Source organism: Lentzea sokolovensis, assembly GCF_033949975.1.
Taxonomy (GTDB): domain Bacteria; phylum Actinomycetota; class Actinomycetes; order Mycobacteriales; family Pseudonocardiaceae; genus Lentzea; species Lentzea sokolovensis.
In genome coordinates this window covers 389,452-408,048 of sequence record NZ_JAXAVU010000010.1, presented here as the reverse complement: position 1 = coordinate 408,048, position 18,597 = coordinate 389,452, and the positions used below count along the sequence as shown (strand labels likewise).

Annotated in this window: 19 protein-coding genes; 12 read left to right on the top strand and 7 right to left on the bottom strand. The window is 68.6% G+C overall.

The annotated features are described in order from the left end of the window. Positions 1-40: 40 nt before the first annotated feature. A complete protein-coding gene (locus SK854_RS23880) occupies positions 41-631 on the top strand; it encodes an NAD(P)-dependent oxidoreductase (protein WP_319977311.1) in 591 nt (196 codons plus the stop codon). Between the two features lie 101 nt (positions 632-732). On the opposite strand, the gene SK854_RS23875 is transcribed toward SK854_RS23880, so the two are convergent. Next, positions 733-1,629, bottom strand: a complete 897-nt coding sequence (locus SK854_RS23875; protein WP_319977310.1) for a LysR family transcriptional regulator — start codon at positions 1,627-1,629, stop codon at positions 733-735. A gap of 23 nt (positions 1,630-1,652) precedes the next feature. Here SK854_RS23875 and SK854_RS23870 point away from each other — a divergent pair, with 23 nt between their 5' ends. After that, the gene (locus tag SK854_RS23870; protein WP_319977309.1) at positions 1,653-2,414 is read left to right on the top strand and encodes an inositol monophosphatase family protein; all 762 of its coding nucleotides are present in this window, start codon (positions 1,653-1,655) and stop codon (positions 2,412-2,414) included. On the opposite strand, the gene SK854_RS23865 is transcribed toward SK854_RS23870, so the two are convergent. Continuing rightward, positions 2,411-3,244 (bottom strand): AsnC family protein, encoded by an 834-nt coding sequence (locus SK854_RS23865; RefSeq protein WP_319977308.1) that lies wholly within the window; start codon positions 3,242-3,244, stop codon positions 2,411-2,413. The two genes, SK854_RS23870 and SK854_RS23865, sit on opposite strands and share 4 nt — an antisense overlap. A 304-nt stretch (positions 3,245-3,548) precedes the next feature. Between SK854_RS23865 and dnaE the strand changes: the two genes are divergently transcribed. Then, the gene (dnaE, locus tag SK854_RS23860) at positions 3,549-7,061 is read left to right on the top strand and encodes a DNA polymerase III subunit alpha (protein WP_406601831.1); all 3,513 of its coding nucleotides are present in this window, start codon (positions 3,549-3,551) and stop codon (positions 7,059-7,061) included. Here the strand turns inward: dnaE and SK854_RS23855 are convergent. Together SK854_RS23855 and SK854_RS23850 are read right to left on the bottom strand one after the other, a co-directional pair. Then, positions 7,058-8,653, bottom strand: coding sequence for an MOSC domain-containing protein (locus SK854_RS23855; RefSeq protein WP_319977306.1), 1,596 nt, complete (start codon positions 8,651-8,653; stop codon positions 7,058-7,060). The two genes, dnaE and SK854_RS23855, sit on opposite strands and share 4 nt — an antisense overlap. Continuing rightward, positions 8,653-9,129, bottom strand: coding sequence for a CGNR zinc finger domain-containing protein (locus SK854_RS23850; RefSeq protein ID WP_319977305.1), 477 nt, complete (start codon positions 9,127-9,129; stop codon positions 8,653-8,655). Before SK854_RS23850 ends, SK854_RS23855 begins: the two co-directional genes overlap by 1 nt. 84 nt (positions 9,130-9,213) lie before the next feature. Between SK854_RS23850 and SK854_RS23845 the strand changes: the two genes are divergently transcribed. The 5 genes from SK854_RS23845 (at position 9,214) to SK854_RS23825 (ending at position 13,630) form a co-directional block, all read left to right on the top strand. Continuing rightward, on the top strand, positions 9,214-10,062 hold the full coding sequence (locus SK854_RS23845) for a DUF427 domain-containing protein (protein WP_319977304.1): 849 nt from the start codon (positions 9,214-9,216) through the stop codon (positions 10,060-10,062). Next, positions 10,059-10,715 carry an SDR family oxidoreductase gene (locus SK854_RS23840; RefSeq protein WP_319977303.1) on the top strand — a complete coding sequence of 219 codons (657 nt, stop codon included), beginning with the start codon at positions 10,059-10,061 and terminating at the stop codon, positions 10,713-10,715. Before SK854_RS23845 ends, SK854_RS23840 begins: the two co-directional genes overlap by 4 nt. Position 10,716: 1 nt before the next feature. Then, a complete protein-coding gene (locus SK854_RS23835; protein ID WP_319977302.1) occupies positions 10,717-11,121 on the top strand; it encodes a VOC family protein in 405 nt (134 codons plus the stop codon). Positions 11,122-11,157: 36 nt separating this feature from the next. Then, complete coding sequence (locus tag SK854_RS23830) at positions 11,158-12,363, top strand: cytochrome P450 family protein (protein ID WP_319977301.1); 1,206 nt, start codon at positions 11,158-11,160, stop codon at positions 12,361-12,363. Positions 12,364-12,427: 64 nt separating this feature from the next. Continuing rightward, positions 12,428-13,630, top strand: a complete 1,203-nt coding sequence (locus SK854_RS23825) for an adenosylmethionine--8-amino-7-oxononanoate transaminase (protein WP_319977846.1) — start codon at positions 12,428-12,430, stop codon at positions 13,628-13,630. Here the strand turns inward: SK854_RS23825 and SK854_RS23820 are convergent. Continuing rightward, positions 13,603-13,845 carry a glutaredoxin family protein gene (locus SK854_RS23820; RefSeq protein ID WP_319977299.1) on the bottom strand — a complete coding sequence of 81 codons (243 nt, stop codon included), beginning with the start codon at positions 13,843-13,845 and terminating at the stop codon, positions 13,603-13,605. The genes SK854_RS23825 and SK854_RS23820 overlap by 28 nt on opposite strands. Positions 13,846-13,881: 36 nt before the next feature. On the opposite strand from SK854_RS23820, the gene bioD reads away from it, so the two are divergent. From bioD to SK854_RS23800, 4 genes are all read left to right on the top strand, one after another. Further along, entirely contained in the window at positions 13,882-14,601 is a 720-nt protein-coding gene (gene bioD, locus SK854_RS23815; protein WP_319977298.1) for a dethiobiotin synthase, read from the top strand. A gap of 70 nt (positions 14,602-14,671) precedes the next feature. Then, a complete protein-coding gene (bioB, locus tag SK854_RS23810; RefSeq protein WP_093597363.1) occupies positions 14,672-15,688 on the top strand; it encodes a biotin synthase BioB in 1,017 nt (338 codons plus the stop codon). Next, positions 15,688-15,885 carry a biotin synthase auxiliary protein BsaP gene (gene bsaP, locus SK854_RS23805; RefSeq protein WP_319977297.1) on the top strand — a complete coding sequence of 66 codons (198 nt, stop codon included), beginning with the start codon at positions 15,688-15,690 and terminating at the stop codon, positions 15,883-15,885. The genes bioB and bsaP overlap by 1 nt, the downstream gene beginning before the upstream one ends. 13 nt (positions 15,886-15,898) lie before the next feature. Continuing rightward, complete coding sequence (locus SK854_RS23800; RefSeq protein WP_319977296.1) at positions 15,899-16,492, top strand: DUF2567 domain-containing protein; 594 nt, start codon at positions 15,899-15,901, stop codon at positions 16,490-16,492. Between the two features lie 27 nt (positions 16,493-16,519). Here SK854_RS23800 and SK854_RS23795 read toward each other — a convergent pair whose 3' ends face one another. Both SK854_RS23795 and SK854_RS23790 read right to left on the bottom strand, forming a co-directional pair. After that, positions 16,520-17,242, bottom strand: coding sequence for a putative hydro-lyase (locus SK854_RS23795; RefSeq protein WP_319977295.1), 723 nt, complete (start codon positions 17,240-17,242; stop codon positions 16,520-16,522). After that, positions 17,239-18,483 carry an MFS transporter gene (locus SK854_RS23790; protein WP_319977294.1) on the bottom strand — a complete coding sequence of 415 codons (1,245 nt, stop codon included), beginning with the start codon at positions 18,481-18,483 and terminating at the stop codon, positions 17,239-17,241. Before SK854_RS23790 ends, SK854_RS23795 begins: the two co-directional genes overlap by 4 nt. Positions 18,484-18,597: the final 114 nt, after the last annotated feature.

The window sequence follows — 18,597 nt, the reverse complement described above, 5'->3', positions numbered from 1 at the left end:
GCACTTGATGTTAATCGGCGTGCTCAATAGCGTTCTTGGCATGCACCTGACCATCCTCGCGGCCTCGGGCCGTACCGGTTTCGCTCTCACCCGCCAGGCGTTGGAGCGCGGCCACGTCGTCACCGCGATCGCCCGCGACCCGAGCCGGATCACCCTCGACCACCCGAACCTGCGCAAGGTCGCCGGCGACGTGAGCACGCCGTTGAGCATCGACGCCGATTCCGTCGTCCTGTCCGGCCTCGGCACGGACCGGGCGGGCGTCCTGCTCGACGGCGCCAAGGCCGTGGTCGCCGCCGGACCGCGCCGGATCATCTGGCTCGGCGCGTACGGCACTGGCGCGTCCGCCGACGCGGCGGGCGAGGGCGCCGCGGTGCTGTGGAAGGTGATGGGCGACCGGATCCCGGACAAGATCGCGGCCGACAACACCGTGCTCGCCGCCGGTGGCACGGTCTTCCACGCCGGCGTGCTCAGCGACGAGCCCGGGAACCCCGGCCGCACGGTCGGCCTGGACGACGCGCCCCCGTTCGACCTCAGCGCGAAGGTCAGCCGTGAGACCGTCGCCGCCGCGATGCTCGACGAGGCCGAGAACCCGCGCTTTCCCGGCGCGGTCGCGTTGCCGCTACCGGCCTAGTGGTGTGGCCCAGAAAGTTGCCGGGCGAATTCGCGGTCAGACGGGTGCATCGCGCCGTGAGGTGCCCTGCTGAGCGTGAATTACCCAGCCAACTTTCTGGGTCACGCCACTAGAACTTCGGTGAGGGTCGTGCGCACCAGGTCGCGCAGCCATGCGTGGGCGAGGTCGGAGTCGTAGCGCTGGTGCCAGTTGCAGTTGATCGACGCCTCCGGTGACTCGGCCGGCAGCGGACGGGTGACCAGCCCGAACGCCTCGATCAGCGGCCGGCAGAGGATCGCCGTAGTGGTGATCAGCGCGTCGCTCGCCGCCGCGATCTGCAGGGCGGAGTGAACGGTGGCCACGGTCGCGATCACCTTGCGCTGCAAGCCTTCCGCGGCCAGCAGCTCGTCGATCGGAGCGGTCAGCCGGCCGCGCCGGGAGACCACCACGTGCGGATAGGCCGCGTACGCGCGCAGATCCAGTTCGGTGCAGGGATGGCCGGACCGCATGACCACGGCGAGCGGATCGGTGCCGAGCGTCTCCGAGCGGAACTCGGGGAGGCCGGGCGTGCCACCGCCGAGTTCGAGGTCGACCCGGCCGTGCCGCAGGTCGTCGGTGTCGGCGGACTGTTCGGCGAGCACCCGCAACCGCACGCCGGGTGCCTGCTCCGCGATCCGCGCGATCAACGCCGGCACCACCGACGAGGCGAGGGCGTCGTGGCACTGGATGGTGAACGTGCGCTCCAGTTCGGCCAGGTCCAGCTCACGGCTCGGCGCCAGCACGGCGTTGGCCTCGCGCACCAGCCGGCGCACCTCGTCGGCGATTCCCAGCGCGTACGGCGTGGGCGTCATCGTGTGGCCGGTCCGCACGAGGATGTCGTCGCCGGTCACCTTCCTGATCCGCCCGAGCGTGCGGCTGACCGCGGGTGACGACAGGTGCAGCCGTTGCGCCGCCCCCATCACGCTGCCCTCGTCGAGCAGGGCGTCCAGCACGGTCAACAGATTCAGATCCGCCTGCATGACAGTCAATCTTGGAGGAAGCAATGCTCACCGCCACCACCGCCGTCGTCCGCCGTGCCGGAGCGCGCATGCTGAAGCGCTACTCGACGGAGTCCCGCGCCTCCAGCCTCACCGAGATCGTCGAGGCCGTCCGGGCCAACGACGCCGCGGTCGTCGACCTGCTCAGGCCGGAGCTGGCCGAGATCCGCCCGGAGGCGCGCTGGCTCGACGACGAACACGGCTCCGGCCCGCTCGAAGCAGGCGAGTGGTGGCTGGTCGACCCGGTCGGCGGCAACATGAACGCGGTCCACGGCATGACGGACTGGAACATCGGCGTGAGCCTGGTCCGCGACGGCCGACCGGTGCTCGCGGTCGTCTACTTCCCGCTGTTCGACGAGATGTTCACGGCCACCGAGGGCGGCGGCGCGTTCCTGAACGGCGTCCGGCTCAAGGTCTCGGACAAGACCTCACTGGACGGCGCGCTGGCCGGCACCGGTCAGGCCCAGCCCGGCCAGGGCCCGGAGATGGCGGACCGGGTCGGCGCCGCCTACAGCGCGATGGCGAAGGAAGCCCTCTACGTCCGGATCTCCGTACCGGTGACCCACCAGCTCGCCCAGGTCGCGGCGGGACGGATGGATGTGCACTGGCAGTACGAGAACGTGCGCGCACACGCGTCCGGTGTGCTGCTCGTGCAGGAGGCGGGAGGTGTCGTCACGGATCTCGACGGCAAGCCGTGGGAGCTGACGACCCGTGAGTACCTGGCCGCCGCACCGGGAGTGCACGCAGCAGCACTGGAGCTGCTTTAGTCCTCGACGGTCCAGACCAGGGTGTTCAGGTCCACCTCGGGGCGCACGCTCCAGCGGACCTGGATCACCTCGGTCGCATCCGGCAGCACGAACACGCTGTGGCCGCCCGCGGTCTCGCCCGGCGCCACGCCGAGCTTGTGCGCGGGCCGGGAGGACAGCGAGACGGGCGCCTTCGTCACGGTCTCGCCGGTCTTGGTGACCAGGACGAGGTACATGTCGGGCAACGAGGTGTACGGGACCTGGGAGGTGTTCGTCACCTCGGTGTGCACGACGACGGCTCGTTCGCCCTCGGCGAGCTTGTAGCCGGCGGCGGTGAACAGGAAGTCCGCCGGGTCGACGACCTCGATCAACTGGATCGACAGGCGGGCGCCTTCGAGGCTGTCCGCCTCCAGGGCCGTGCCGATCTTGCCGGTCCGCGAGACGACGGGCTTGGGCTGCGGCTGGTCCGCGCGCACCCAGCCGGCTGACTGGGGCGGGCCCCAGGTGGCCTGCGGCTGGGCCGGGAACGGCTGGCTGACCGGACCCTGAGGAGGGTAGGGCTGCTGCTGGACCGGGTGGGGGCCGCTCTGGTTCACCGCGTACGGGCCGGACGGCGGACCGCCCACGTAGCTGCCGTAGGCGGCGGCGTTGGCCAGCGCCCGGCGCACCCCGTTCGGGTCGCACTCCACGCCCACGAGCAGCGGAAGACCGCTGCCGGAGAGGGTGATCAAACGCATGGCGGCCTCGCGCGGGTCCATCCCCAGGCGCTGGGCGATCTCGTGCACGGCGGCGCGACCTGACTCGGCGAGAACGGCGAGCAGGCGGGCGTCTACGGGATCGGGGGGCACCACGAAAAGAACGCTACCTGGCGGTCTGGATCACCGTGCCACCGCCTACCCGATCGAGATCAAGGCAACGTGCGCTGTCGTGCGCCTTCGTTGGCCTTCGAAGGACGTAGAATGCGGTCTTTTTGCCGTCGCGGGACTTCGCCGGCTGATGGGCGGGTCGGCTTCTTGAGCCGAAGCAAGTCGGCTAGTCTCGACGAGCGCCAGGGGCCTTCCCGTTCCCCGTCATTCGCGCTAAAACGCTTGCCATACAAGGGGGTTGCCGGTGGCGGACTCGTTTGTGCACCTGCACGTGCACACCGAGTACTCGATGCTCGACGGCGCGGCCAAGGTGGCCCCGTTGTTCGAGGAAGCCGAGCGGCTCGGAATGACCGCTGTCGGTATGAGCGACCACGGCAACATGTACGGGTCCGACGAGTTCTACCAAACGGCGATGAAGACCGGCATCAAGCCGATCATCGGCATCGAGGCCTACCTCGCGCCGCACAACCGCCTGCACAAGAAGCCGGTCGCCTGGGGCGATCCCGGCCAGCGCAGCGACGACATCTCCGGTGCGGGCGCCTACACGCACATGACGATGTGGGCGCGCAACGCGGACGGCCTGCGCAACCTCTTCCGCCTGCACACCGAGGCGAGCAAGACGGGCTACTACTACAAGCCCCGCATGGACCGCGAGCTCGTCGCGGAGCACGCCGACGGCATCATCGCCACGACCGGCTGCCCGTCCGGCGAGGTGCAGACCCGCCTGCGGCTCGGACAGGTCGACGAGGCGTTCAAGGCCGCCGCCGACTACCAGGAGATCTTCGGCAAGGAGAACTTCTTCCTGGAGCTGATGGACCACGGCCTGGAGATCGAGCGCCGGGTCCGCGACGGCCTGCTGGAGATCAGCAAGAAGCTCGCCATCCCGCCGCTCGCGACGAACGACAGCCACTACGTCACCAAGGACCAGGCGGACACGCACTCCGCGTTGCTCTGCGTGCAGTCCGGCAAGATGCTGACCGACCCGAACCGGTTCAAGTTCGACGGCGACGGCTACTACCTGAAGTCGTCCGAGGAGATGCGGCAGATCTGGAAGGACCTGCCGGAGGCGTGCGACAACACGCTGCTCGTCGCGTCGATGGTCGAGTCCTACGACGACATCTGGAGCGTCAAGGACCGGATCCCGAACTTCGAGGTGCCCGAGGGCGAGGACCAGGCCTCCTGGTTCCGCAAGGAGATCCGGCGCGGCCTCGAGTGGCGGTTCGCCGGCAAGGAAGTTCCCGACGAGTACATCAAGCGCTGCGACTTCGAGGCCCAGGTCATCATCGACAAGGGCTTCCCCGCGTACTTCCTGATCGTCGCCGACCTGATCAGCTACGCCCGCAGCGTGGGCATCCGCGTCGGTCCCGGCCGTGGTTCCGCCGCGGGTGCCGCCGTGTCGTGGGCGATGGGCATCACGAACATCGACCCGATCCCGCACGGCCTGCTGTTCGAGCGGTTCCTGAACCCCGAGCGCACCGCCATGCCCGACATCGACATCGACTTCGACGACCGCCGGCGTGGCGAGATGATCCGCTACGCCAGCGAGAAGTACGGCGCCGACAAGGTCGCGCAGGTGATCACGTTCGGCACTATTAAGACCAAGGCGGCGCTGAAGGACTCGGCGCGCGTGCACCACGGTCAGCCGGGCTTCGCGATCGCCGACAAGATCTCCAAGGCGCTGCCGCCGCCGATCATGGCGAAGGACATCCCGCTCAACGGGATCGTCAACAAGAGCCACCCGCGCTACGGCGAGGCCGCCGAGGTCCGGTCGCTGCTGGAGACCGACTCGCAGGTGAAGGAGATCTTCGACACCGCGCTCGGTCTCGAGGGCCTGATCCGCAACGCCGGTGTGCACGCCTGCGCGGTGATCATGTCGAAGGACCCGCTCACCGAGTCCATCCCGCTCTGGTACCGCGACGACGGCTCGTTCATCACCGGCTGGGACTACCCGTCGTGCGAGAACATCGGCCTGCTGAAGATGGACTTCCTCGGGCTGCGCAACCTCACGGTGATGGGCGACGCGATCGAGAACATCGAGGCCAACCGCGGCAAGGACGCGGTCCCGGACTTCGACAAGCTCACGCTCGACGACCCGGAGACCTACGCACTGCTCGGCCGCGGTGACACGCTCGGCGTGTTCCAGCTGGACGGCGGGCCGATGCGCGACCTGCTGCGCCGCATGCAGCCGACGACGTTCGAGGACATCGTCGCGGTCGGCGCGCTGTACCGCCCCGGTCCGATGGGTGTGAACGCGCACAACGACTACGCGGACCGCAAGAACGGCCGTCAGGAAGTCAAGCCGATCCACCCGCAGCTCGAGGAACCGCTCAAGGTGATCCTCGGCGAGACGCACGGTCTGATCGTCTACCAAGAGCAGATCATGTTCATCGCCCAGGAGGTCGCGGGCTACTCGATGGGTCGAGCGGACGTGCTCCGCAAGGCCATGGGCAAGAAGAAGGCCGAGGTTCTGGCCAAGGAGTTCGAGGGCTTCCGGGAGGGCATGCGCAACGACCCGCGCGGCTTCTCCGACGAGGCCATTCAGGCCCTGTGGGACACGATCCTCCCGTTCGCCGGCTACGCGTTCAACAAGTCGCACGCCGCCGCGTACGGCCTGATCTCGTACTGGACGGCGTACCTCAAGGCGAACTTCCGCGCCGAGTACATGGCCGCCCTGCTGACGTCGGTCGGTGACAACAAGGACAAGTCCGCGGTCTACCTCGCCGAGTGCCGCCGCCTGGGCATCAAGGTCCTCCCGCCGGACGTCAACGAGTCGGCGCTGCGCTTCGGTGCGGTCGGCACGGACATCCGCTTCGGCCTGGGCGCGATCCGCAACGTCGGTGCGAACGTCGTCGAGTCGATCATCAAGAGCCGCCGGGAGAAGGGCAACTACACGTCCTTCACGGACTTCATGGACAAGTCCGAACTCGTCGCCTGCAACAAACGTGTGATCGAGTCGCTGATCAAAGCAGGCGCGTTCGACGCGTTCGGCCACCCGCGCCTGTCGCTGATCCAGGTGCACGAGGACGCGGTCGACGCCGTCGTCCCGATCAAGCGCAAGGAGGCGGAGGGGCAGTTCGACCTGTTCGGTGGCGACAGCGCCGACGACCAGGACGACAGCAGCTCTCCGTTGGCACACCTCAAGTTCGGCACCGAGGAGTACCCGCGCAAGCAGATGCTGAGCCTCGAGAAGGAGATGCTGGGGCTGTACGTGTCCTCGCACCCCCTCGACGGCGCCGAGCGGATTCTGCGCAAGTACGCGCCCAGGCCGATCGCCGTCGTGCTCGACGATCCGCCCAAGGAAGGCGAGCTGATCGTCTCGGGCATGATCTCGTCGATCGAGCGCCGGGTGAACAAGAACGGCCTGCCGTGGGCGATCACGGTGATCGAGGACCTGGACGCGTCCATCGAGGTGCTGTTCTTCCCGAAGTCCTACGAGGTGCTGCGCGACGACCTGGAGCTCGACTCCGCCGTGTGCGTGAAGGGCCGGGTGAACTGGCGCGAGGACAAGATGGCGATCTTCGGTGACGGTGTCGTCCCGCTCGACATCAGCGACGCGGAGGCGAACCCCGGCGCGGACCCGCCCCTCGTCCTCGGGCTGCACACCAAGACGCTGACGCCGGAGCTGATCGAGGAACTGAAGAGCGTCTTCAAGTCGCACGAGGGTCAGGTCGCCGTGCACCTGGAGGTGCAGAAGCGCGACAAGTCGAAGGAGATGATGGTGGTGGGCAACTTCCGGGTGAACACGACGCCGTCGCTCTTCGGTGACCTCAAGACGATCCGCGGCATCACGATCCACCGTTAGAGATCGAGAACCAGGTCGGTTTCCGGCCGTGCGCAGCAGATCAGCGCGCTGCCGGGAGCCGGTGGTTCCAGCGGGTCCGGCCGGTTGGTGATCGTGCCGGACAGCACCGGGGTCACGCAGGTGTGGCAGACGCCGGTGCGGCACGACCAGCGGGTCGGGACGTCGCAGGCCTCGGCCAGGTCGAGCAGGGACGCGTCGTCACGCCACGCCACCGTCAGGCCGCTGCGGGCGAACGTGATCTTCGGGCCGGTGCCCGCCGGAACGGGCTGGTGCGGCGCAACGGTGTCGGTGCCGACCAGGCCCGGGTTGATGGCCGTGCGGGCACCGAACAGTTCGGTGTGGATGCGGGCCGGATCGAGGCCGCGTTCGATCAGCGCTTCACGCATGTCGGCCATGAAAGCGTTGGGGCCGCACAGATACGCGCTCGCGTTGGTGGGCAGGTCGGCCAGGCTCGCGCGGGTGAGCCGGCCGTTGTCCGAGTGGTGGACGAGCTCGTGCGCCGGGTTGAGCTCGCGCACTTCGGCGGCGAAGGCGTGGTCGGCGGAACGCGTTGTGTGCAGCCAGAAGACCTCGCGGCCGGTGCCCTTCAGCGCGTGCAGCATCGCCAGCACCGGGGTGACGCCGACTCCCGCGGACAGCAGGATCACCGGTTCGTCACCGGCTCGCAGCGTGAAGTCGCCTCGGGGAGCGGCGACATCGAGCGTGTCGTCGACCTTCAGGTGCTCGTGGAGCCAAGTGCTGACCACGCCGTCGCGTTTGACGCTGATCCGGTACGAGTCCGACGAGATCGAGTAGCTCCGCACTCCCGCGGGCGTGCGCACGGTCAGGTACTGACCCGGCTCGGGACGCGGACCGTCACCGGCGAGGCGGAACGACCTGATGGACGGGCTCTCCTGCGTGATCGCCTCGACGCGCAAGGGCCGGAACCCTTCCCAACCAACGGGTTCAGGCTCCGTGGGAGTCAGCAGGTCGTGGAACGAGCCTTGCCAGCCGGGGCTCAGCGCGGGGATGTCGACGGCCTTGCGGAGCTGTTCGGCGTCGCGGTCCGGCAGGTAGAGCAACGCGTCGATGGCGGCCACGCTCATCTGGTGCCGGCCGACCGCGGTGCGCACGATCTCGTCGCCTGCCTGGACCTCGCCCTCGGTGATGACCCGCAGGTAGAAGCCGGGGCGGCCGTGCGCGACCATCAACGACGGCATGCGCGGCTCGTCCAGCCGCATGCCGACGCGGTAACAGGTGACGCGCGGCTGGGTGACCTCGAACTCGGCCTCGCCGACGCGGAACCGGTCGCCGATGTGCACATCGGCATCGGCCAGGCCCTCGACGGTGAAGTTCTCCCCGAACTGGCCGTACTCGAACGTGCGGCCCAGCTCGGACCGCCAGTGCTCGTACGACTCCCGTTGGTACACGAGGACAGCGCGGTTCTCGCCGCCGTGCCCGCCGAGGTCGCCCTGGCCGTCCCCGTCGACGTTGAGCCTGCGCACCATCAGCGGTCCGGAGACCGGCTGCTTGAAGATTCCCGTGTGGACGGTCCGGTCGTGCCAGGAGACGTCCTTCGGCAGTCCGACGTTGAGCGACAGCAGGCGGGCCATCAGCGGTCTCCTCGCGTGCGCTGGTAGTGGCGGCGGGCCTTCATCCGGTTGCCGCAGACCGCCATCGAGCACCATCGGGCGCTGTTCGGCTTGCTGTGGTCGATCAGGAACAGCCGGCACTCGGGGTTCGCGCACGGCCGCAACCTGCCAGGACTCGACAGCCGCAGCCCGTCCCAGGCGAGCACGGCCCGTGCGGCGGCGGTACGTCCTTCCGGCAGGTCGAGCTCCCACGTCACGCCGGTCGCGTCGACCCCGGCCCGTTGCCGGACGCCCTCGACGAACGGGCCGAGCGCCGCCGATCCCTCCTCGCCGCGCACGACGGCCTGCAACGCGTCGCGTGCCGCGATCAGTGCGCGCAACTCGTCGTCCGAGGCGGGCTGATCGTGCGCTGTCAGCCAGCTCAGGCCTTCCTCCGCGAGCACGTCGTGCTGCCCGTCGTCCAGCACGGGTGTCGTGTTCAGCAGGTCGAGCAGCATCCCTAACCTCCAAATTGACCCTTGACAGGTTATAGGACGTTCTGTCTAACTGGCAAACATTACTTAAAGGGTTAGGAGATGGTCATGGGTCTGTCGTGGCAGCAAGGGCCGTTGGGTGCGAAGGCCGTGGGCCGGTTCCTCACGCCGGAGCCGTTGCCGGAGCGGCTGCTGTTCGCCGAACCGCTGCGCCGCCGGATGCGCGTACGGCTCGCCGGTGAGTGGGTCGCCGACAGCGAGGACGTCGTGCTGCTGCACGAGCCCGGCCGCTACCCGGTCGCGTACTTCCCGCGAGACGACGTCACGGGCCTCGAAGAGGAAACGCGCACGACGAACCACCGCGACCTCGGCGCGACGGCGTGGTTCGCGGTGGGGGCGGCGAAGCACGCGGCGTGGCAGCACATCGATCTACCCGCTCACGCGAAGGTGCTGGAGGACCGGATCGCTTTCGCCTGGCGCGCAATGGACGCGTTCTACGAGGAGGACGAGCGCATCCTCGGTCACGCGGCCGATCCGTACCACCGCGTCGACATCCGGCAGACCTCGCGGCACCTCGTCGTGCGGGACGGCGACCGGGTCGTCGCGGACACGAAGCGGCCGCTGGCGCTGTACGAATCGGGTTTCGCGCCGCGCTGGTACGTGCCGCGTGAGGACGTCGACGCGTCGGCGCTGAAGCACGTCGAAGGCGAGACCTTCTGTCCCTACAAGGGTTTGGCGAGCTACTACGACATCGGTGACCGCAAGCGCGCCGCCTGGTCGTACCCGGAGGCGTGGGCCGAGTCCGCCGAGATCTCGGACTGGGTCTCGTTCGAACCCGACGTCGTCGACGTCTACCTCGACGACCGGAAGCTGGCCTTGGAGCCAGGGCAAGCCGTCTCGCCGCACGGCGTCGACCGCGGACTCACTCCGGACGAGATCAAGGAGCAGCAGCGATGAAGGTACTGGTCATCGGTCGTGACAGCGGCATCGCCGGGGCGGTGGCGGCCAGGGTGCGCGACGCCGGCGGCACCGTCGTCCTGGCCGGGCGCAACCAGGACGAGCACGTCGACCTGACCGACGAGAGCAGCATCGCCGCGCTCGCCGAGCGGATCGGGAGCGTCGACCACGTCGTGTCCACCGCGTCGGCCAGGGCGCGTGGCACCGTCGCGGACCTCGACCGCGACGCCGTGCGGGCCTCGTTCGACGTCAAGGTCATCGGCCCGATCCTGCTGGCCAGGCACTTCGCGCCGCGCATGCCGCGCGACGGCTCGTTCGTCTTCTTCTCCGGCGCCTCCGCCCGCAAGGTCGTGCCGGGCATGCTCGCGGTCGGTGCCACGAACGCCGCCGTGGACGCGGTGACCAGGAGCCTCGCCGTCGAACTCGCGCCGATCCGGGTCAACGCGATCTCGCCCTGCACCGTCGATACCGGCGCCTACGACGGCCTCGGCGCGGAGGAGAAGGCCGCGCTGTTCGCTTCCCGCGAGGCCACGAGCCCGGCCGGTCGCGTCGGGCAGGCCGCGGAGATCGCCGACGCGGTGCTGTTCATGCTCACCAACTCGTTCATGACCGGCATCTCGCTGGGCGTCGACGGTGGCGAGGTGCTGGTCTGACGTGGACTACCGCATCGAGGTCATCACGCTGCCCGTCAGCGACGTGGACCGAGCCATCACCTTTTACACGAAAATGGCCGGATTCGAGTTGGATGTCGACTATCGGCCCAATGACCAATTCCGCGTCGTACAGCTCACCCCGCCGGGATCGGCGTGTTCGATCCAGTTCGGCACGGGAATCGGCAACTACCTCGTGGTGAGCGACATCGAGGCCGCGCATCGTGACCTCGCCGGGCGTGGGCTGAAGGTAGGACCGTTGCGGCACAAGGCGGGCATGCCCGACTGGCAGGGTGAGTTCGTCCCCGGCAGGGACCCCGCTCGCCGCAACTACGCGAGCTTCTTCGACTTCGCGGACCTGGACGGCAACACGTGGACGGTCCAGGAACGAGGAGCGCTCGAGAAATAGTGGCGAGCGTTGAGTAAACGGGGTTAACTGGGTGAGGTGACGACACTCACCCGGTTGCCCGCCGACTACGTCCAGAACCCGCACGAGGTGCACGACCTGTTGCGCGCCGAGGGGCCGGCGCGGGAAGTGATCCTTCCGCACGGCCTCAAGGCCTGGCTCGTTACCCGGTACGACGAGGCGAAGATCGCTCTCACCGACCCCAGGGTCAGCAAGAACGTCCAGACCGGCGGCCACCTGATGGCCAAGCACGCCACCCAGACGCACGTGCGCCGCGAGATCGAGCCCACGCTCTCCGTCCACATGCTCAACATGGACCCGCCGGACCACACCCGGCTGCGCAAGCTCGTGACGAAGGCGTTCACCGCCCGCCGCATCGAGTTGATGCGGCCGCGCGTCGAGGAGATCGCGGCCGAGCTGATCGCGAAGCTGAACGACGGCGACGAGGTCGACCTGCTGGAGGCGTTCGCGTTCCCGCTGCCGATCACGGTCATCTGCGAGTTGCTCGGCATCCCGATCGACAACCGCGACGACTTCCGCGAGTGGTCCAACCAGCTGCTGTCCTTCGGCACGCCCGAGCAGGTCCAGGCCGCCGCCGGCGCGATGGCGGGCTTCCTGTTCCAGCACGTCACGGCCATCGCCGAGGCCGAGCCGAACGACACGTTCTTCTCCGCTCTCGTGCACGCCGACGACTCCGGTGACCGGCTGAACACCGAAGAACTGATCTCGATGGCGTTCCTGCTGCTCGTGGCGGGCCACGAGACGACGGTGAACCTCATCGGCAACGCTGTGCTCGCGTTGCTGAAGAACCCGGAACAGCTGCAGATCCTCAAGGACCGCCCGGAGCTGATCCCGGCGAGCACCGAGGAGTTCCTGCGGCTGGAAGGGCCGGTCAACGTCGCGACCTTCCGCTACACCAAGGAACCCCTCGAACTCGGCGGCGTCACCGTGCCCGCGGACGAGATCCTCATGGTGTCGCTGATCGCCGCGAACCGGGACCCGCAGCGCTACGAGAACGCCGACCGGCTCGACGTGACGCGGTCCGCGCAGGGGCACGTGGCGTTCGGCCACGGCATCCACTTCTGCCTCGGCGCGCCGCTGGCCCGGCTGGAGTTCGACGTGGCGCTCACGCGGTTGCTGGCCCGGTTCCCGAACCTGACGCTCGCCGCCGAACCGGAAACGCTGGGGTGGCGGGACAGCACGCTGATCCGCGGCCTGCACACCTTGCCGGTGCGCCTCGCCTAATGTGCTTCGGGTGGACGACCTGCTGAAGCTCGACCAGGCGCACGTCTGGCACCCGTACGGCCCGATGCCGGGCACCCAGGAGCCGTTGCTCGTCTCGGAGGCCTCGGGTGTCCGGCTGACGCTGGCGGACGGCCGCGAGCTCGTGGACGGCATGTCGTCGTGGTGGGCGGCCATCCACGGCTACCGGCACCCCGTGCTGGACGCGGCCGTCACCGACCAGATCGGCCGGATGAGCCACGTGATGTTCGGCGGTCTCACCCACGAGCCCGCCATCAGGCTCGCCGCGAAGCTCGTCGAGATCACGCCCGCGGAGCTGCAGCACGTGTTCCTGTGCGACTCCGGCTCGGTGTCGGTCGAGGTCGCGGTGAAGATGTGCCTGCAGTACTGGCGCTCGCAGAACCGGCCGGAGAAGCGTCGCCTGCTGACCTGGCGCGGCGGCTACCACGGGGACACGTTCAACCCGATGTCCGTCTGCGATCCCGAAGGCGGGATGCATTCGTTGTGGCGTGGAATTCTGCCGCAGCAGGTGTTCGCGGACACGCCGCCGGCCGAGATGGACACCGCGTACGTCCAGCACCTCGCCGACCTGATCGAGGAACACGCGCACGAGTTGGCGGCGATCATCGTTGAGCCGGTCGTGCAGGGCGCGGGCGGCATGAGGTTCCACGACCCGCGCTACCTGCACGTTCTTCGTGAACTCGCGTACACGCACGACGTGCTTCTCGTGTTCGACGAGATCGCCACGGGCTTCGGGCGCACTGGCGAGCTGTTCGGTGCCGACCACGCGAACGTCAGCCCGGACGTCATGTGCCTCGGCAAGTCGCTGACCGGCGGTTATCTGACGATGGCCGCCACCCTGTGCACGTCACGGGTCGCCGACGGGATCAGCAAGGGCGAGGTGCCGGTGCTCGCACACGGGCCGACGTTCATGGGCAACCCGCTCGCGGCGGCGGTGTCGCTGGCGTCGATCGACCTGCTGCTGTCGCAGGACTGGAAGCGTGAGGTCGCGCGCATCTCGGCCGGCCTGACGGCGGGACTCGCGCCCGCACGCGCGTTGCCCGGCGTCCGGGACGTGCGCGTGCTGGGCGCTATCGGCGTCGTGCAGCTGCATGAGCCGGTGGACATGGCACGAGCCACCAAGGCCGCTGTGGACGCGGGTGTGTGGCTGCGGCCGTTCCGCGACCTGATCTACGCGATGCCGCCGTTCATCAGCACGGACGACGACATCGCGGCGATCTGTCAGGGCGTGATCGCGGCGGCGAGCTGAGTGTCGGTCGGCTCGACCAGGAACTCGCCGTTCGGCAGCACGACGACGGGGATGTTCTTGCGGCCGGCGATCGCGATGGCCTTGTCGCGCGCCTCGTCGTCGTTCTCGACGTCGACGTAGGTGAACGGCACGTTGTTGCGGGTCAGCCACGACTTGGCCCGGCGGCAGTCGCCACACCATTCGGCGCCGTACATCACGATCGGTTGCTCGGTCATGCCCTCACGTTAGGTGACGTCCTAAGGTGAGGACCTGTGAGCGTGCTGGTGATCACCGGAACCGGGACCGAGGTCGGCAAGACCGCCGTGACCGCGGGCATCGCGGCGCTGGCCAGGGCAGAAGGCAGACGGGTCGCGGTGCTCAAGCCCGCGCAGACCGGCCTGCTGCCCGGCGAGCCTGGCGACGTGGCGGAGGTGGCGCGGCTGGCGGGCGACGTGACGACCCGTGAGCTGGCCAGATACCCCGACCCGCTGGCGCCCGCCACCGCGGCGAAGCGGGCGGGCATGGCGACCGTGCGTCCCCAGGACGTGGCGGCTGAGGTCACCAAGCTCGACGAGGCCCACGACCTGGTGCTGGTCGAGGGCGCGGGCGGGCTGCTGGTGCGGTTCGACGAGGGCGGAACGACCCTGGCCGACATCGCGTGGGCGGTGAACGCACCCGTGCTGATCGTGGCTCAGGCCGGCCTCGGCACGTTGAACACGACCGCGCTGACGGCCGAGGCGCTGCAGCGGCGTGGGCTCGAGTCGATCGGTGTCGTCGTCGGCAGCTGGCCGTTGCACCCGGACCTCGCCTCGCTCACGAACCTGGCCGACCTGCCGGAGGCGGCGGGCGCCCCGTTGCTCGGCGCGCTGCCTCAAGGTGTGACGAAGCTCGGTTCTGTGGATTTCCTGGCCGTCGCCAAGAGATCGTTTTCACCGTGGTTCGGCGGAGAGTTCGACCCGGAGACGTTCGCGGCTCAATTCGCGGTCCAGTGATCTACGTCGCTCCACGATGAAGGATTCAGTGCGGCATAGTGCACGCCAGGCCACAGGAGGAGGAGAGACCGTGACCGCAGCACCGGAACAGATCGACGTGCTCGACGAAGCTCGTGAGCAGGTGCTCGAACGAGGCGTCGGGCTCACCGAGGCTCAGGTGCTGAAGGTGCTGGAGCTCCCGGAGGACCGGATCCCGGACCTGCTGGCGCTCGCACACGAGGTCCGTGAGCGCTGGTGCGGCCCCGAGGTCGAGGTCGAGGGCATCGTCTCGCTCAAGACCGGCGGCTGCCCCGAGGACTGCCACTTCTGCTCGCAGTCGGGTCAGTTCCCCTCGCCCGTGCGCTCGGCGTGGCTCGACATCCCCGGCCTGGTCCGCGCGGCGCGGCAGACCCGCGACACCGGCGCGACCGAGTTCTGCATCGTCGCGGCCGTGCGAGGCCCGGACAAGCGGCTGCTCTCGCAGGTACGCGACGGCATCAAGGCCATCCGCGAGGACGGCAACGACATCCAGATCGCCTGCTCGCTCGGCATGCTCACGCAGGAGCAGGTCGACGAGCTCGTGGCCATGGGCGTGCACCGCTACAACCACAACCTCGAGACGGCCCGCTCGCACTTCCCCGAGGTCGTGACCACGCACTCCTGGGAGGAGCGCTGGGACACGCTGCGGATGATCCGCGACGCCGGCATGGAGGTCTGCTGCGGCGGCATCATCGGCATGGGGGAGACGCTGGCGCAGCGCGCGGAGTTCGCCGTGCAGCTCGCGGAGCTGGAGCCGGACGAGGTGCCGTTGAACTTCCTCATCCCGAACCCCGGCACGCCGTACGAGAACTACCCGGTCGTGGAGGGCGCCGAGGCGCTGCGCACGGTCGGCGCGTTCCGGCTGGCGCTGCCGCGCACGATCCTGCGCTTCGCCGGCGGCCGTGAGCTGACGTTCGGCGACCTGGGCGCGAAGCAGGGCATGCTCGGCGGCATCAACGCGATCATCGTCGGCAACTACCTGACGAACCTCGGCCGCCCCGCGCAGCAGGACCTCGACATGCTCGAAGAACTGTCGATGCCCATCAAGGCGCTGAGCCAGACCCTGTGATGATTACGACCGTGTACTGCTCCTTCTGCGGCAAAGAGGAAGCTGACGGCGACCACGCGTTCTGCCGTCAGCGCCTGTCCATGATCGACCCGCCGCGGTACTGCGCGGAGTGCGCGCGCCGCATGGTCGTCCAGGTGACCCCGGACGGCTGGACGGCGCGCTGCAGCCGCCACGGAGAGACCATGTCGGCTCGGTAGTAACCTCTCGCGAATGGACGAGAAAGCAGCGCCGGTGCGCATCGAACCCGTGCCGGAGCCGCCGTACGTCTACCACTACTACATGCGGCCACGGCCGAAGGTCGTGGTGAAGCGGGACCTGCTGCCGGGCCTGGTGGTGGCGCTGACGACGTTCGCGTTCGGGCTGCCCGCCGCGTACCTGTGGTCGTGGCTGGCCCCGGCGCAGCTCAAGATCGTCTCGCCGCAGGACGGCAAGTTCTACCCGATCGGGGTGGAGAGCTACCACCGGCTCGACGCGCTGATGGTGTTCGTGCTGATCGGGTTCGGCGCCGGTGTGGTCACGGGGATCGCGACATGGCTGCTGCGGCAGCGGCGCGGGCCCGTCGTGATGCTGGGGATGACCGCCGGCTCGTTCGCGGCGGGGTGGATGGCGCAGTGGATGGGCGTCAAGCTCGCCCTGGGCGGCTATCCGATGCCGGCGTCGATCAAGCCGAACGACACGTTGCTCATCGCGCCCTCTTTGGAGACGTGGTGGGGAATTCTGGCGTGGCCGCTCGGTGCCGCGCTGGCGTACGGCTGCTGCACGGCGTGGAACGGCTTGGACGACCTGGGGCGGCGCCTCGGCTGAAAGCCGGGACACCGCCCTCGCGGTGGCCTATCCGACCCGATAGGCGAAGTCGGGCATGTCCGTGACGAACATCTGACCGGGCGCGTGCGTGATCGCGAACGGCGGCTTGGACTTCATCAGCACCGCCTGTGGAGTCACACCGCACGCCCAGAACACCGGCACGTCACCGGGTTCGTGCTCGACCGCGTCCCCGAAGTCCGGTTCGCCGATGTCCCTGATCCCGAGCATCTTCGGGTCTCCCGCGCCGACCGGTGCCCCGTGCACCGACGGCATGAGCGCGGTGACCTTGTGCGCCATGTCCACAAGGGACTCCGGAATCCAGCGCATCGACACGACCATCGGGCCGTGCAGCCGTCCGGCCGGCCTGCACTGGATGTCCGTGACGAACATGGAGACGTTCTTCTGCTGCTCCACGTGCCGCAGCGGCACCCCGGCGTTGGTCAGTGCCGTCTCGAAGGTGAAGCTGCAGCCGATCAGGAACGTCACCAGGTCGTCGCGCCAGTACTCGGTCGCGTTCTCGGGTTCCGCTACGAGCTCGCCGTTCTCCCAGACGCGGTACTGCGGCGCGTGAGTGCGCACGTCCGCGTCCTGCTTGAGGGCGCTGACGGTCTCACCCGCGTCCAGCACGTCGAGCACCGGGCACGGCTTGGGGTTGCGGTGGGTGAAGAGGAGGAAGTCGTACGCCCAGTCCCTGGGGATGGCGATCAGGTTGGCCTGCGCCTGTCCAGGCGCTCGTCCCGCGGTCGTCATTCCAGCTCCTTGTTGACCGTCTCCGGCAGCCAGATGAGTGCGATGACCGCGATTCCGTACGCGGCCGCCCCGAACAGCATCGCACCGCCGATGCCCAGCCGATCGGCCATGAACCCGACCAGACCGGGGAACACCGCGCCGAACGCGCGCCCGAAGTTGTACGTGAAGCCCTGCCCGGTGCCGCGCAGCTGCGTCGGGTAGAGCTCGCTGAGATAGCTGCCGAAGCCGCTGAAGATCGCGGACATGCAGAACCCGAGCGGGAAGCCGAGGAACATGACCAACGTGTTGGCGCCGTTGGGGATCTGCGTGTACGCCACGATCAGCAGCGCGCTGGCGATCGCGAAGACCACGAAGGTCTTCTTGCGCCCCAGGTAGTCCGTGAGATAGCCGCCGCAGACGTACCCGATCCAGGCGCCGGTGATGAGGAACGCGAGGTACCCGCCCGTGCCGATGATCGTGAGGCCGCGCCCGGTCTGCAGGAACGCCGGCAGCCACGTCGCGAGCGTGTAGTACCCGCCCTGCACGCCGGTCGCGAGCAGCGCGGCGAACAGAGTGGTCTTGAGGATCGGGCCCTGGAAGATCTTCGGGAACGTGCCGCGTTCCTTGGGCTGCGACTTGGTCTCCGGTGCGTCGTCGACGTTGCGGCGCACGTAGAAGATGAGGATCGCGGGCAGCGCGCCCGTCCAGAACATGATGCGCCAGGAGATGGCCGGGTCCGCCAAGCTCGCCACCAGTGTGTTGACGATGACCGCGAGCCCCCAGCCGACCGCCCACGCGCTCTGGACGAACGCCACCGTGCGGCCGCGGTACTTGGGCTTGCAGTACTCGGCCACGAGGATCGCCCCGGCCGCCCACTCGCCGCCGAAGCCCAGTCCCTGCAGGGCGCGGAAGACCAGCAGGGTCTCGTAGTTGGTCGCGAAGCCGCACAGCACGGTGAAGAACGCGTACGCCGCCACCGTGATGATCAGCGTCTTGGAACGGCCGAACCGGTCGGCCATGATGCCCGCCACCGCGCCGCCGATGGCGCTCATGAGCAGCGTGCTCGTGCCCAGCAGGCCTGCTTCCGCCTTGGTGAGGCCGAAGTAGCCGCTGATCGCGACCAGGCTCAGGGGCAGGACCCAGTAGTCGTAGGAGTCGAGCCCGTAGCCGCCGAAGGCGCCGACGAACGCGCGCCTGCCCTTCTGGCCGAGACTGCGGAACCAGGCGAAACGGCCTGTGTCCTCGGTCGTGGACGTGCTCATGGGACACCTCGCAGCGTGGTGGAGGAGTGGTCGAGTGTGATGTGGACCTCAGAGTAAGGATTGTTCAACAATCCCACAAGGCCACAATTCAACGATCCGACGATCGGCGCGCCC